Below are 14,489 nucleotides of genomic sequence, written 5' to 3'. Positions count from 1 at the left end.
CCCCTGCGCGGAGGTCCGTGAAAGCTCCTGCGATGGATTCGGTCGCCTCCGGGGTGGCCGCCTCATTTCTTGAGGAACAGACGGATGACGGCACGCAGGGCGATCATCGTTCCGGCAAAGACGAAGAGAGCACCCAGCCCCTGGTACATCGTCAGGTCCGTCGAGATCTTCAGTCCGCCGTCCATTCCGAACAGGAGGATCGCGGCGATCACTGCCGTGCAGGCGAGGAGCACCGCCGTGAACTCGCTGAGAACTCCGCGCAGCCAGGAGCGTTCGGCGTCGGAGGTGAACAGCTGCGGTCGCACACTGAATCGGCCTGCAGCCATCTCCCTGCTCACCTGCTCGACACGTCCGGGCAGGCGTCGGGCGGTGAGCGCGGCAACGCCGGCGGCGCCAACGGATTTCGCGCTCATCCTCTCAGGTGAGATCACCGCCGCGGTGATCGCGGGCAGCTCCCGGCGGACAATGCTCAGCAGGGTCTGCTGCGGGTCGAGGCCGGTGACGGACTCCTCGATCGATGCCAGGGTGCGCAGCGCCGCTGCCAGGTCCCCGGGGACTCCGATTCCGTGGTCGCCGAGGACGGCGAGAAGCTGCCGGAACATCGCGCTGTCGATGCGTCCGTGTACACGCAGCACGGTGATGATGCGGCCGATGTCGCGCCGGAGCAGGTCGACGTCGACGTTCTCCTGTGCGTCGAAGGCCAGCAGGATCGCATCGGCGGCGGTCGCCGCATCGTCGACGACGACGGCGTGGAGGATGAGGGCCAAGGCGTTGCGGGATTCGTCGTCGAGGATGCCGATCGCCCCGAAGTCGAGGAAGACGAGGTCGCCATCCTCGGTGATCATGATGTTTCCCGGGTGCAGGTCGGCGTGGAAGATCCCCGTCACGAGGATGGACCGGATGGTCGACAGGCACAGTCTCCGGGCCGCAGCGCTCCGCTCCCTGTCGCCGAGGCGGGGGTATCCCTCGAGTGCCGCCTGTCCGAGGGTGCGCCCGGGAATGAAGTCGGTGACGAGGATCGACGCACCGGAGAGCTCGTGTTGGACTGCGGGGACGCCCACCCCGTCTCGTGAGCCGAGGGAAGCGGCGGCCATGTCGAGGTTGCGGGCTTCGACCCGGTAGTCGAGCTCCTCGTCGAGGGATTCGACGAATCCGTGCGCCAAATCGCCGAGTCCCATCGCGCGGGCCCATTCGTAGCGTTTGAGCAGCTGCGCCGACAGCCTGAGGAGGATGTCGCTGTCAACGCTCACCGCGGCCACGGCACGCGGCCTCCTGACCTTGATGGCCACCTCGGTGCCGGTTTCGAGCACCGCACGGTGGACCTGCGCCAACGACGCGGCGGCCAGCGGAGTGGGGTCGACGGAGGCGAACGCTTCTTCCCAGTCGGCTCCGAGCTCAGCGGCGATGACGTCTTTGACTTGCGCGAAGGGCAGCCGTTCGGCATCGGCCTGCAGGGTTCCCAGTGCGGAGGTCAGTGTCGGCGGGAGGATGTCGGTGCGGGTGGAGAGGAACTGGCCGAGTTTGACGAAGGTCGTACCTGCCGAATTGAGGAAGACGACGAGCGAGGCGGCGAACCTGGTGTCATCGGGTTTGAGTCCCGAGGTCAACGACCGATGCAGGCCCGAGCTCATCGCTGCTCGGATGACGGTGAATATCCGGCCGGTCCGTCGGGTCCAGCCGCGAATCCCGATCACTGCGCCGCGGGCGCCGGGCAGCGTTCCGGTGGGCATGATGACTTCGAGGACGAACAGGACGATCGTGCTCAGTGCGAGGATCGCCAGACACATGAAACCGGCGAAGATCAGCAGCTGGACCTGGTCGAGGCTCGCATAGGAGACCTCGGGAGAGAAGATGCCGTTGAGTCGGGCCACGTGCGTGATGAAGGCGCCGCCGGATGAGAAGACGAGCATTCCGACGAGGATCGATCTGAGCAGTCCGACGTCGGGGCCGAGGAGTCGGCGCGAGAGCAGACCCAAGACGGAGCCCAGGATGACGATGGAGAGCAGCGCTGCGACTGTGAGCATCGGATCCTTTCCGGTTCTGCTCGGTCATTTCAGAGTACAGCCCGCGCGTCATCCTTGACAGAGTTTCGACACAACTTCCCCTGCGATGGTCCCCTTCGACCAGGTGCTCGGGGCCGAAAGCGCTGAACCCTCAGTGGCTGAGGGCGCTTCAGCGCCTCACCCTGGCGGTCTCACCCCGGCAGGAGCACGATGACGGTGTGGATCACGAGACCGACCAGCGCGCCGATGACGGTGCCGTTGATGCGGATGTACTGGAGGTCGCGGCCGACGTAGAGCTCGATGCGTTCGGCGGCTTCCTTCGCATCCCAGCGCTCGATGGTGTCGGAGATGACGCTGGCGATCTCGGGGCCGAAGCTTTCGGCCAGATCACCGGCGGTGGTGGCGATCCGGTCATCGATGCGGCGGGAGAATTCCGAGTCCGCCTGCAGCCGTTCGGCGAATTCGCCGATGAGCTGCCAGATGCGGGCGCGGACTTCGCCGCCTTCGTCGATGATGGCCTCGCGCAGCAGCTGTTTGAGCGAACCCCAGATCTCGAGGACGGAGTCGACGACGCCGTCCTGACTGAGCAGGTCGTTGAAGATCTCTTCGGCCCGCTGGGACAGGGATGAGTCTGATTCGAGGTCGTCGGAGAGGTCGACAAGCCACGCATCCAGCGCCTGTCGGGCCTTGTGGTATTCGTTGTCGCGGACGTCGGCGACCCAGCCGAGCACTTCGCGCTGCAGGCGGTTGGCCAGCTGTTCGTTGACGAAATCGGGGACCCAGGACGGTGCCCGGTTGTGGACGATCTCATCGATGACCTGCGGATTGTCACCCAGCCAGCTGTAGGCCTCCGCGACGATGAGGTCGACGAGTCTGTGGTGAGCCCCGTCGAGCACGATCTGACGAAGCAGCTGAGCGAGCACCGGTGTCTTTCGGGTGGCCACGAGGCGAGGAATGATGACGTTCCTGGTCAGCGCCTTGATGGAGTCGTCATCGATGCGCGCGAGCACATATTCGAGGCCCCCTGCAGCACGGTCGACGACGATATCTCGGTTGGCGGGCTTGGCCAGCCATTTCCCGGCTCGATGGGAGATCTCGGCGGATCGGATCTTCGTCGACACCGCCTCGGCGTGGAGGAAGTTCGCGGCGACGAAGGCCGACAGGCTCGCTCCGAGGGTGTCCTTCTTGCGCGGGATGATCGCGGTGTGCGGAATCGGCAGCCCGAGAGGGTGGCGGAACAGCGCGGTGACAGCGAACCAGTCGGCGATGGCGCCGATCATCGCGGCCTCCGAGGCACGGGAGACGAACCCCCAGACGCCGGTGTTGTCGGTGAAGAGGTGGGTGGAGAGGAAGATGAGCGTGGCGAGGATGAGCAGCGAGAGCGCGAGCGTACGCATCTTCTTCAGCCCGCGAGCGCGCTCTTGATCCTCCGGCGTGAGCTCGGCCGGCCCGCCGTTTCCGCTGCCGGCGCCGAAGCGCGGTACGGATGGTGTCTTCTCGATCGACATCGTTACCCCCTGCTCCACGACTTTAGCGAAACCCTGCCCCTCCACACGCATCCGCAGGCGGGTTCGCACCTGGGAATTCCGCGGAGAGCCCCGCCGCTCGGGCCGCCCTATCTCTCGCGAGCATCCCTCACCGTTACTCCGGCGAGCATCACCCACCGTTACTCTTACTTCGCCGCGTTGCTCGCTATCCACCCCTTCCCTCTCATAACCCCCCGGTGCACCGGGTGGAGACGCCACGACTCATGAGGGATGAGCCTTTCGACCAGGTACCCGAGCTAGGATTTGACCATGATCCGCCCGCTGAACGCCCGGGAACATAGCGTCGCACTGTGCATGATCCGCTCGGCGAGGCCGTCTCCCGACGAAGCAGATTATGCCGACCTCACTCCTGAGCAGCGGCAGGGTTGGGATCCACCCGAGCCGATCTCGAACGAACAACGTCAGATCTGGGAGGGCCGCCTCGGCGAGGTGATGGTCACTAGCCATTGCGACTGTGGAACTTGTCCAAGCGTGGGAATGCGTCCGCAGGATCGCATCGACGATGAGCACCGCAACGATCAGGGCGGAGACGGGGACTGGTCGGATCGCACCGTCCTCACAGCCGGTTCACCAGGGGCGATGCTGCTGCTCTTCATTGACGACGATTATCCCAGCTATCTCGAGCTGGCGCCGATCGACGAGGATCAGAGTTTCACGGATTTCCCCGAACCGGAGACGATCTCCATCTGATCTGATCCGGTGCGGATGGATTTCCATCCCCTCGCCGAGGCGGCCCTGCCCGACCGTGGAACGTTAGGCTACGTGGATGGAACACTTCGAAAATCGAGAACGTGCAGAATCCTTCGGCGAGGTGGCCCAGGACTACGACGCCTTCCGACCGAAGTACCCTGCCGCGCTCCTCTCAGCGATCATGCAAGCGGCCGGGGCGAGCGCCGACTCCCAAACGGATTCCTCACTGCCGTCCACCGGCGATCGAACCGCGGACGCCCCACGCATCCTCGATGTCGGTTCCGGCACCGGCATACTCGCGTCCCAGCTCCGGTCAGCAGGCGCCGAGATCCTCGCCGTCGAACCAGATGACGAAATGGCTGCGGTCGCTCGGGCCAAAGGTCTCGATGTGGAAGTCTCGGCGTTCGAGAAATGGGACCCACAGGGCCGGACCTTCGATCTCGTCAGCTTCGGTCAGTCCTTCCACTGGGTCGATCCTCTGGTTGCTCTGCCGAAAGTTCGCACGGTGCTCCGCCCCGGTGGAATTCTGGCTCTGGCTTGGAACGATATCGAACCCATCAGTGAGCTGAAGACCCGGCTCGATGCGGTCATCGCTCGCTTTCATGCCGACGGCAGGACCGCGAGTCTCGGTTCGAGAGCGAGCCGGGGCACCGAAGCGAGCCAAGAGGCGAGGGCGGGCAGCAGTACAGCTGAGTCCACGCGGGAGCTCGAACCCGTCGAACATCCGGCGCTCACAAAACTGCAGGACGCCGGTTTCACCCCGAATAAGACCACTTTCGTCGAAGACCTCCATTATTCGAGGCACGACTGGCTGTCGATGGTCTTCACCTACTCGGCTCAGCTGACTATGGATCCAGTGAAGAGAGCGGTCATGCGCGAAGAGATGTCCGCCGAAATCCCCGACGACGGGCTCGATGCGCGGAACGAGGCACTTCTCGTCCTCGCCGGGGCCTGAATATGGGACGCTCATAGTTCAAAAGCTGCGCGCTCAATGCTGAGCAGTGCCCACCCACTGGGCCGGTCCCACACGGCACGCGTCCGCCCCGTAGAGTGAAGTCGTCTGGTCACCGCTGTCCTGCCCGGGGCCGCGCCCTCGCTGACACCGCCACCACCCGGTGGAGACGTGCACTCATCCCTTTGGGACCACCGCGGCCCTCCCGCAGATGCAGCGATCTGACCGAACCGAGACAACCCGCATCCGAGAGTCAGGAGCAGTCGTGCCAGCGACACCCGCCGAGGCCACCATCACCGAGATCACGAATCTCATCACCTTCGATACGACGAGCCTGGGCACGAACCTCCCGCTCATCGACCACGTCGAAGCCCGCCTCCAGGCCGCCGGCATCGAATCACGCCGGATCCCGAACCCGGAGGGAACGAAGGCGAACCTGCTCGCAACCATCCCCGCAGCCGACGGAACGACCACAGGAGGCATCGTCCTGTCCGGGCACACCGACGTCGTCCCCGTCGACGGCCAGGACTGGTCCTCGGACCCGTTCACCCCGGAGGTCCGCGACGGTAAGTACTTTGCCCGCGGCAGCGCCGACATGAAGTCCTTCATCGGCGTCATTCTCTCCCGCCTCGAAGCGCTCAAATCCGCGAAACTCAGCGAACCCATCCACCTTGCTTTCTCCTATGACGAAGAGATCGGCTGCGTGGGCGCCATCTCCCTCGTCGAGGCCATCACCGAGGAGGGCCTGGCGCCCCGCGGCTGCATCGTCGGCGAGCCCTCGAGCATGCGCGCCATCCGCGGCCACAAATCGATGAACGTCTTCCGCGTCGACTTCCATGGCGTCGCCGCCCACTCCTCGCTCACCCCCGAAGGCGTCAATGCCATCGCCTATGCCTCCGAATTCGTCGCCTTCGTTCACGCCGTCGCAGCCGAGTTCCGCACCGAAGGGCCCTTCGACGAGGCCTATGTCGTGCCCTTCACCTCGGTCACGGCGAACACGTTCACCGGCGGCATCGCGGTGAACACCATCCCCGCCGAGGCGACCGTCCAGTTCGAGTTCCGATCGCTCGGTTCCGTGGACCGCGAGGCCCTCATCGAACGCTTCCGCGCCGAAGCCGAACGCCTCGGTCGAGCCATGGCGGCCGAGAACGAGACCGCCGGTGTCGACTTCACGATCGAAGCCGAAGCTCCCGGCTGCGAGACTCCGGCCGATGCGGACATCGTCTCGCTCGCCGCGAACTGGGGCGCTATCGCCACCGATGACAAGGTCACGTACGGCACCGAGGCGGGGCTGTTCTCCGAAGCCAGCATCCCGACCGTCGTCTGCGGTCCCGGAGACATCGCCCAGGCTCACGCACCCGACGAGTTCATCGAACTCGACCAGATCGCCGCCTGCGAGTCGTTCATCGACGCCCTCATCTCCGACCTCTCCGAGAGCTGAGCCGATCGGGTTGCGCACTACCTGAAACACCCCACACCGCTACCTGCGCTCCCTACGTGTTCGGGCACGAGCATCCCCCACTGCAAGCGGCACAACCTACTATTACAGGAGCGTCCCTCACCAGGAGCCGCATAACGCACCGGTCGAACGGGAGGTTATGCGGTTGCCGCGGTGAGGCACAAGCAGCACGTCACAATGCCGGGACCGCGTACGCTCGCGTCGAACACGACCACAGCTGCGTCCGCTCCGACTGCGACAACTGACCCTAGCGACCCGCCGATTCTAGACCTTCCTGCGTCCTCTGCACCCCAAAAGTAGATGTACACTGAATCAGCCGACCTTAGGTTAGGCTAAATTCGTTCATCCCCTTTCGAGACGGCCCGAACACCCGCCTCGACGAACTGACGAGAGTGAGTCAGATGTTCGTCGCGAACCTCCTCATCGCCTTGCGCGAAGGTCTCGAGGCCACCTTGGTCATCGGCATCCTCGTGGGCTACCTGGTCAAGACCGGTCGCCGAGACGTCTTGCCCAAACTCTGGCTCGGCGTCGGTCTCGCCGCGCTCATTCCCTTCGGCATCGGCGCCCTGCTGACCTGGGGGCCGAAGACCCTGACCTATCAGGCGCAGGAGATCATCGGCGGCGTGCTCTCCATCATCACCGTTGCCCTGGTGACCGGAATGATCTTCTGGATGGGCAAGCACGCACGCGCACTCAAAGGTGAACTCGAATCGTCGATGGCCGCCTCGTTGGACAAGCGCTCGTCCGGCTGGGGTCTCGTCTGGCTCGCCGTGCTCGCCGTCGGCAGGGAAGGCGCGGAATCCGCGCTGTTCATCTGGGCCACGGTCCGCTCCTCGGTGGAGAACAACGTCATCGCCACCACCGCCGGCGTCGTCACCGGGCTGCTGCTCTCGCTCATCCTCGGCTGGCTCATCTACCGCGGTTCGCGCAAGATCAACATGAAGCTGTTCTTCTCTGTCACCGGCTATTTCCTCATCCTCGTCGCCGCAGGAATCTTCGCGTACGGCATCAGCGATCTGCAGGAGGCTGGGGTCCTTCCCGGAATCATGAACCATGCGTGGGACGTCAGCCACCTGCTGCCGGAACCCACGTCGCCGATCTACTGGCTCTACGTCCTCGGACAGGCGATCTTCCAGGTCAACGTCCAACCCACGGTGCTCCAGACCATCGGCTGGATCATCTACATCGTTCCCGTGGCCATCATCTTCTACCGCCAGGTCCACGGGAAGTCACCCCGCAAAAAGGGCGGGACGACCCCCGCCCCGACGGAAGGGCACACCCTCGCCGAGGCGGGCCCCACCTCGGCGGCGGTCGAGGCGAGATCATCGGCGACCACGCCCCATCCCTGATCTGCCACACCGCCCCGGGTGCGGCCCGGCCGCACCAGAGCACCATCCTCATTCACCAGTCTCATCTGCAAGGACATCCATGAATCGCCATTCCGCTCTCATCGCTCTGCCCACGGTCACTCTGCTCGCCCTGTCGCTGGCAGCCTGCACCGACAATCCGCAGAACAAGAAGGACGATGCCGCTGCCTCCGGCGACACTGTCACGGTGACCATCACCGATGACACCTGTGAGGTCAGCCCCGCCACACTGCCTTCGGGCAAGGTGAGCTTCTCCGTGACGAACAACGGCACGAAGCCGAACGAGTTCGAGATCCTCGCCGAGAACAAACTCCAGATCGAATCCGAGAAGGAGAACATCGGCCCAGGCACGACGACCACGGTGACCACAGCACTCGAAGAAGGCACGTACTACACGGCGTGCAAGCCGAATATGGTCGGCGATTTCGTGGGCTTGGCGGAGTTCGCCGTCACGAAGGGCGAAGAAGTCTCCGTCGACAGCGACACCCAAGCCGCCGAGGACAAGGCGATCACGAACTACACCGGCTACGTCAAGGACCAGGTCGGTCAGCTCGTCGATGCCACGAAGGACTTCACCGATGCTTACACCTCGGGTGATACCGAGAAGGCGAAGGCCCTCTATCCGTTGGCGCGTCAGCACTATGAACGCATCGAACCGACCGCCGAGTCCTTCGGCATCAAAGAGGCCGGAGACCTCGACGGTGCGCTCGACGCCCGAGTCCAGGACCTCTCGGCTGATGCCGGGAAGAAGCCCAACGACCCCGAGGTGTTGGCCGACTGGACCGGTTGGCACCGGATCGAAGCCGATCTGTTCACGGACAAGTCCGAAGGCTATAAGTTCGAGTCCGGGGCCGAACGGAAGAAGGTCGCAGACAAACTCAACGAGGACACGAAGACCCTCTACGACCTCGTCTACGGCAAGGTCGACGGCGCCAGCGGCACGTTCGAACTCAAACTCTCCGATGTCGCCACGGGTGCATCCGCGCTGCTCGAAGAGGTCGCACTGTCGAAGATCGGCGGCGAAGAGGAGACCTTCTCACACACCGACCTCTTTGACTTCCACGCGAATATCGAAGGCGCCGAGGTGGCCTACGGCAATGTCGAAAAGCTCGTCGAAGCCCAGGATCCCGAGCTCGCGAAGAAGATCACAACGAACCTCGACGGTGTGAAGACGGTGCTCAAGAAGTACCAGACCGGCAAGGACGATGAGGGCAATATCCTCTACAAGGACTATTCGAAGGTCGCGACAGTGCAGAAGGACGCCGGCGAAGCTCCGAAGGACACCGACTACACCAAAGCCCAGCAAGAGCTCTCGGATGCCGTCAACGCTCTGAGCGAACCCCTGTCGCAGGTCAGCGGCACCATCCTGCGCTGAAGTCTGTCGGAGTACGCGAATGAGCCATGACGAACCCACCGAGGCGGGATCCACCGAAGGCAAGGTGCGCGGGATTCCGAGGCGTCGGCTCTTTGCCCTCGGTGGGGCCGCAGGTGCTCTCGGCATCGCTGGTGTCGGGGGCGGTGCGGTCGGTTATGCCGTGCGCGGAACGCAGGAGAAGAAGCAGTCCGCCGTCCATCTCAGCTATCCCTTCCGGGCTGAGAAGCAGCAGGGCATCCTCACTCCCGCTCAGGACAATATGTACACGGTGGCCTTCGATGTCACGACCTCGGACCGTCAAGCGCTCATCAGCCTCCTCGAGGATTGGACGGTGGCGGCGGAACAGATGAGTGCCGGTGACCTGGTCGGTGGCGCTCCGGACGCGAATACCGAACTGCCGCCGAAGGATTCCGGTGAGGTGTGGGGGTATCCGGCCAGCGGGCTGACGATCACCTTCGGCTTCGGTGCCACCTTGTTCGTCGATGAGTCGGGCAAGGATCGTTTCGGCCTGAAGGGCAAGATGCCGCAGGTGCTCAAGGACGGTGTGCCGAAGTTCGCGAATGAAGCCATCCATGCCTCCGAGAGCAACGGTGATCTGCTCGTCCAAGCCTGCGCGAACGATCCGCAGGTCGCCGTCCATGCGATCCGCAACCTCACTCGCATCGCTTTCGGCACTGCGAAGCTCAAGTGGGGGCAGATCGGCTACGGCCGCACCTCGTCGACGTCGACAGAGCAGGAGACGCCGCGCAACCTGTTCGGGTTCAAGGACGGGACGAACAACATCAAGAGCGAGGACGCCGACGGCGAACTCGACAAGCACCTGTGGGTACAGTCTGGTGATGATCCGGCTTCCGATGGCTGGCTGGCCGGTGGCACCTACTTCATGGCTCGCAAGATCCACATGTACTTGGAGATCTGGGACCGAGTGTCCTTGGCTGAACAGGAAGACATCATCGGCCGCGACAAACGCTATGGCGCCCCGCAGTCCGTGGCAGAACCCACCGCGGATGAAGAGTTCACCCCCATCGACTTCTCTGCGAAGAACGGCGAAGGTGCACCGGCGATCGATGCGCGGTCGCATATCGCCATCGTCGCTCCCGAGCACCACAAGGGGGCGAAGATGCTGCGTCGAGGATACAACTTCACCGATGGCAATGATTCGCTCGGCCGCCTCGATGCGGGTCTGTTCTTCATCGCCTATGTGCGGGACCCGCGGACGAATTTCTACCCGATCCTCAAGACCATGGCACAGAAGGACCTGCTCACCGAGTACCTGCAGCATCAGGCCTCGGCGCTGTTCGCCATCCCGCCCGGAATCGGCACCGGAGACACGATGATCGGCCAGAAGCTCTTCACCTGACCCATCCCTTCCCATCGTCCCGCAACGTCCGGGCCGCATCGCAGCATCCCACACCGCCAGCGATGTTGCGCACCGCAAGCGTCATGTCCTCCATCTGCGACCCACGAGCATCCGTCACCGCAAGCGGCACAACCTACGACTGCAAATGCATCTGTCACCGGCAGCCGCACAACGCACAGGTGCAACGGGATGTTATGTAGCTGTCGCGAGGTTCTAGGTGCGACACGTCGTTTTGCCGAGAACCCGGATGGATGCTCGACTGCCCTCCAGTGCAGTCCGCAGCCCCCGGACGCCGTCCGCAACTCAGTGCCCACCGTGAGTCAGTGCCCACCGTGAGCAGGTATCAGCAGCGAGCCGCCGCCGGCCGCACCCTCACAGCTCCGACAGCCGAATCCCAACCCCACGAAAAACGCCGAGGCGGCACCTGAACTCAGGTGCCGCCTCGGCGGTGGTGCGGTGGGGCCGTTCAGGCCCTCACCACGTCCGAATCATCCGAACTGGGACGCCCGGACAAGGCCTTGATCAGGCCTTGCCGATGACCTCGAACTTGATCTTCGCGGTGATCTCGTCGCCGACGCGCACAACAGCGTTGTAGCTGCCGGGGGTCTTGACGTGACCGGTCAAGGCGACCTGACGGCGATCGAACTCGCGTCCGGTCGCGGTCTGCAGGGCCTCGGCCACGAGGGCAGGGGTGACGGCGCCGAAGAGGCGACCGTTCTTGCCGGCCTTCATGTCGATGCGAGCCGTAGTCGACTCGAGTTCGCCCTTGACCTTGATGGCTTCGTCGTGATCAGCGATCTGCTTGGCCTGACGGGCCTTGCGCAGAGACTCGATGTGCTTCTCAGCGCCGGCGGACCAGGCCGAAGCCCAGCCACGAGGCAGAAGCAGGTTGCGTGCGTATCCGGCACGAACCTCGACGACGTCGCCGGCGGCACCGAGGCCGTCGACTTCCTGGTTCAGAATCACTTTGCGGTTAGGCATTATTCTTTCCCTCCGATCAGCGAGCTGAGCTCGAGTAGGGCAGAAGTGCCATCTCGCGGGCGTTCTTGACGGCCTTTGCGATGACGCGCTGTTCCTGCACGGTCACACCAGTGACGCGACGTGCACGGATCTTGCCGCGGTCGGAAATGAACTTACGGAGCGTAGCGGTGTCCTTGTAGTGGATGTTCGCCGCTTCGCCCTTCTTGAGCGGATTAGCCTTCTTCTTGATAGGCTTCCGGATCTCTGGCTTTGCCATGAGTATCTCCTGTTAACGAATGTCTCGAAATGTCGTGAAGACGTGGATCAGAACGGGGGTTCATCGGCGCCGGGGTTGCCCCAGCCGCCGTTGCCGCTCTGCGGGTTCGATGATGCCCACGGGTCATTGGCGGGTGCGTTGTTGCCGCCCTGGCTGTAGCCCTGGCGCTGACCGCCCTGCTGGCCGCCCTGCTGAGGATTGTTGCCCCAGCCGGAGGACTGCTGGTTGCCGAAGCCGCCCTGCTGGCCGCCTCCGCCCTGGCTGCCGCCACCGAAGTTGCCGCCGCCACCGCCGAAGTTTCCTCCGCCGCTGGGGCTGTTCTTCGAGACCTGGGCGGTGGCGCGTCGCAGGCTGGGGCCGACTTCGTCGACATCCAGCTCCATGACCGTGCGCTTCTCGCCTTCCTTGGTTTCGAAGGACCGGGACTTCAGTCGGCCCTGAACGATGACCCGAGTACCGCGCTGCAGAGATTCGGCGACGTTCTCTCCCATTTCACGCCACACCGAGCAGCGGAGGAAGAGAGTCTCTCCGTCCTTGAACTCGTTGGCCTGACGGTCGAAGATACGCGGCGTCGAGGCCACGGTGAAGTTAGCGACTGCCGCACCGTTCGGTGTGAAGCGCAGTTCGGGATCGCTGGTGAGGTTCCCGACGACCGTGATGACTGTTTCGCCTGCCATTGAATCTCCTAGAAGCGAGGTAGCTTAAGATGCCTTACTTGGCGTCCGGGCGGAGGATCTTCGTACGCAGAACGGACTCGTTGAGTCCGAGCTGACGATCGAGTTCCTTGGTCGTTGCAGGCTCGGCGTGGAAATCAACCACGACGTAGTAGCCTTCGGACTTCTTCTGGATCTCGTACGCGAAGCGACGACGTCCCCAGATATCCACGTTGTCGACGGTGCCGTTCTCAGCCGGGACAACCTTGATCAGGTTGTTCACGGTGTCAGCCAGCGTCCGCTCTTCGAGGTCGTTATCAAGAATGAGCATGAGCTCGTACTTACGCATATGTCACCCACCTCCTCTGGTCTTTGCGGCCATGGTCGGTCCATGGCAGGAGGGTATATGCACGCCCGCTCCCCGTCTCGTGATCGTCACGAAATGGGAACAGACCTCACTAGTCTAATCGACCGGTGCGCTGACTGTCATGTCCGGATTCGTGCTCTTCCTTACGTCCAGCAGCCCGATGTTCCAGTGCGTCGCCAGGATCGTCGATCTCTTCTCGCCGAGGCGGCGCCGACGCAGCCATGCGACCGCGGATACCTCGCCGGTAGAGGTTCTCACCGGCCATGATCACGACGAGGACGAGAGCCAACAGTCGCAGCAGGGTGAACAGGGCGACGAAGGTGGAGTCGAGTCCCTCATCGACTTCGAATCCCGACACATCACCGAGTTGGACGGCGACGGCGAAGACCGCCTCGGCGAGGGTCCAGACGATGAGCACCCACCAGCGGCGGACGGACAGGGCGATGAAGGGCAGCAGCCACAGGCTGTCCCAGGGCATGAGTCCCGGCGCAAGCAGCAGGCAGCCGCCGATGAGCAGGCATGCGGCTACGGCCGGGTCGACACCCGTGCGGCGGACCATGTAGAGGGAGACGGTGACGGCGAGGACCACTCCGGCGCTGACGATGATCCACAGCGGGGCCCAGACGGACACGTCGCCGAGTTCGGCCATGAGCAGAATCGACGCGAAGGATCCGCCGTCGACGGCATCGGAGTACCAGTGGATGATCCGGTCGATCGCGCTGAGATCGACGACGAGCAGCACCGCCGAGGTGACCGTGGCCGCGGCGAGCATCATCCGCGGATTGCGCGCCTTCAGTCCCCGTGCCGGGTTCGGCCCGGTGACGGTCAGGGCGAGGATCACGAGGAGGGCGAGTGGGTTGATGAACGTCGCGATGCCCAGCAGCACACCGGCCAACCACCCGCGCGGGCGCAGCGGTGGGGTTCCGAAGAAGATGACCATCGCCCACACCGCCAGCGCGAGGGCAATCGGGTCGAGAGTGGAGCCGAGGGTGAAGAGGATGAGCGGGGAGGCGAATACCGCGACCAGCCACCCCCGGAAGCGGGCGAGGACGAGGAGTCCGGCGCCGAGAGCAGCGATCCCTGCGGTGTTGAGCAGGAGCACGACGACCATGAAGAGGGAGACGTCGTTGGTGAACAGCTGGAACAGGTCGACCAGGCGAGCTTCCAGCGGAGCCAGGGCCGCCGCTCCGCCGTGTGCGCGCCCGAGCACTTCGGGGTTGGTGTCACCGAGAAAGGCCGTGGACAGCGGCCCTGCGCACATCCTCGCCGAGGCGGCCGGCTGTTCGTATCCCGAGCTCAGACACGGGCTCTGCAGAGCCAAAGCGAGGAAGGTGGTGACGCCGAGGACCGCAGCCAGCGCAGAGGCCTGCGCGCTGCGGAACCGGCGACCGGCAGCACCGAGGTGAATGCCGACCGGACCGCCGAGCAGCGGCTCGGCGATCCGGGTGCTGGACTTCGAGGGCATGACTCGAGGTTACC

13 protein-coding genes are annotated in these 14,489 nt (G+C 64.1%); 6 read left to right on the top strand and 7 right to left on the bottom strand.

The annotated features are described in order from the left end of the window. Positions 1 to 62: 62 nt before the first annotated feature. Together HIM68_RS14210 and HIM68_RS14205 are read right to left on the bottom strand one after the other, a co-directional pair. Positions 63 to 2,024 (bottom strand): AarF/ABC1/UbiB kinase family protein, encoded by a 1,962-nt coding sequence (locus tag HIM68_RS14210; protein ID WP_172173203.1) that lies wholly within the window; start codon positions 2,022 to 2,024, stop codon positions 63 to 65. 170 nt (positions 2,025 to 2,194) lie between these two features. Next, on the bottom strand, positions 2,195 to 3,511 hold the full coding sequence (locus HIM68_RS14205) for a DUF445 domain-containing protein (protein WP_172173200.1): 1,317 nt from the start codon (positions 3,509 to 3,511) through the stop codon (positions 2,195 to 2,197). 516 nt (positions 3,512 to 4,027) lie between these two features. Here HIM68_RS14205 and HIM68_RS14200 point away from each other — a divergent pair. The 6 genes from HIM68_RS14200 (at position 4,028) to HIM68_RS14175 (ending at position 10,753) form a co-directional block, all read left to right on the top strand. Beyond that, positions 4,028 to 4,240 carry a hypothetical protein gene (locus HIM68_RS14200; protein WP_172173197.1) on the top strand — a complete coding sequence of 71 codons (213 nt, stop codon included), beginning with the start codon at positions 4,028 to 4,030 and terminating at the stop codon, positions 4,238 to 4,240. Positions 4,241 to 4,316: 76 nt separating this feature from the next. Next, positions 4,317 to 5,195 (top strand): bifunctional 2-polyprenyl-6-hydroxyphenol methylase/3-demethylubiquinol 3-O-methyltransferase UbiG, encoded by an 879-nt coding sequence (locus HIM68_RS14195; protein ID WP_172173194.1) that lies wholly within the window; start codon positions 4,317 to 4,319, stop codon positions 5,193 to 5,195. A gap of 262 nt (positions 5,196 to 5,457) precedes the next feature. Next, entirely contained in the window at positions 5,458 to 6,633 is a 1,176-nt protein-coding gene (gene argE / locus HIM68_RS14190) for an acetylornithine deacetylase (RefSeq protein WP_367647546.1), read from the top strand. A 419-nt stretch (positions 6,634 to 7,052) separates the two neighbouring features. Next, the gene (gene efeU / locus HIM68_RS14185; protein WP_172173188.1) at positions 7,053 to 8,000 is read left to right on the top strand and encodes an iron uptake transporter permease EfeU; all 948 of its coding nucleotides are present in this window, start codon (positions 7,053 to 7,055) and stop codon (positions 7,998 to 8,000) included. A 79-nt stretch (positions 8,001 to 8,079) separates the two neighbouring features. Further along, a complete protein-coding gene (gene efeO / locus HIM68_RS14180; RefSeq protein WP_172173185.1) occupies positions 8,080 to 9,393 on the top strand; it encodes an iron uptake system protein EfeO in 1,314 nt (437 codons plus the stop codon). A 19-nt stretch (positions 9,394 to 9,412) separates the two neighbouring features. Then, complete coding sequence (locus tag HIM68_RS14175; RefSeq protein WP_172173182.1) at positions 9,413 to 10,753, top strand: Dyp-type peroxidase; 1,341 nt, start codon at positions 9,413 to 9,415, stop codon at positions 10,751 to 10,753. A 522-nt stretch (positions 10,754 to 11,275) separates the two neighbouring features. On the opposite strand, the gene rplI is transcribed toward HIM68_RS14175, so the two are convergent. The 5 genes from rplI to HIM68_RS14150 all read right to left on the bottom strand — a co-directional run bounded on the left by rplI (position 11,276) and on the right by HIM68_RS14150 (position 14,475). Further along, entirely contained in the window at positions 11,276 to 11,734 is a 459-nt protein-coding gene (gene rplI / locus HIM68_RS14170) for a 50S ribosomal protein L9 (RefSeq protein WP_101546503.1), read from the bottom strand. Between the two features lie 16 nt (positions 11,735 to 11,750). Continuing rightward, on the bottom strand, positions 11,751 to 11,990 hold the full coding sequence (rpsR, locus tag HIM68_RS14165) for a 30S ribosomal protein S18 (protein WP_025779604.1): 240 nt from the start codon (positions 11,988 to 11,990) through the stop codon (positions 11,751 to 11,753). 47 nt (positions 11,991 to 12,037) lie between these two features. Then, a complete protein-coding gene (locus HIM68_RS14160) occupies positions 12,038 to 12,667 on the bottom strand; it encodes a single-stranded DNA-binding protein (protein ID WP_172173179.1) in 630 nt (209 codons plus the stop codon). 34 nt (positions 12,668 to 12,701) lie between these two features. Beyond that, positions 12,702 to 12,992: a 30S ribosomal protein S6 gene (gene rpsF, locus HIM68_RS14155; protein WP_025779601.1), complete on the bottom strand. Its 291-nt coding sequence runs from the start codon at positions 12,990 to 12,992 to the stop codon at positions 12,702 to 12,704. Positions 12,993 to 13,101: 109 nt separating this feature from the next. Continuing rightward, positions 13,102 to 14,475, bottom strand: a complete 1,374-nt coding sequence (locus HIM68_RS14150; RefSeq protein ID WP_216657148.1) for a glycosyltransferase family 87 protein — start codon at positions 14,473 to 14,475, stop codon at positions 13,102 to 13,104. Between the last annotated feature and the right edge of the window lie 14 nt (positions 14,476 to 14,489).

It is taken from the genome of Brevibacterium sp. CT2-23B, assembly GCF_013168765.1.
In the GTDB taxonomy this organism is placed as follows: domain Bacteria; phylum Actinomycetota; class Actinomycetes; order Actinomycetales; family Brevibacteriaceae; genus Brevibacterium; species Brevibacterium sediminis.
Note: the sequence above shows the minus strand (reverse complement) of the source record. Positions and strands in the feature narration are given on the sequence as shown.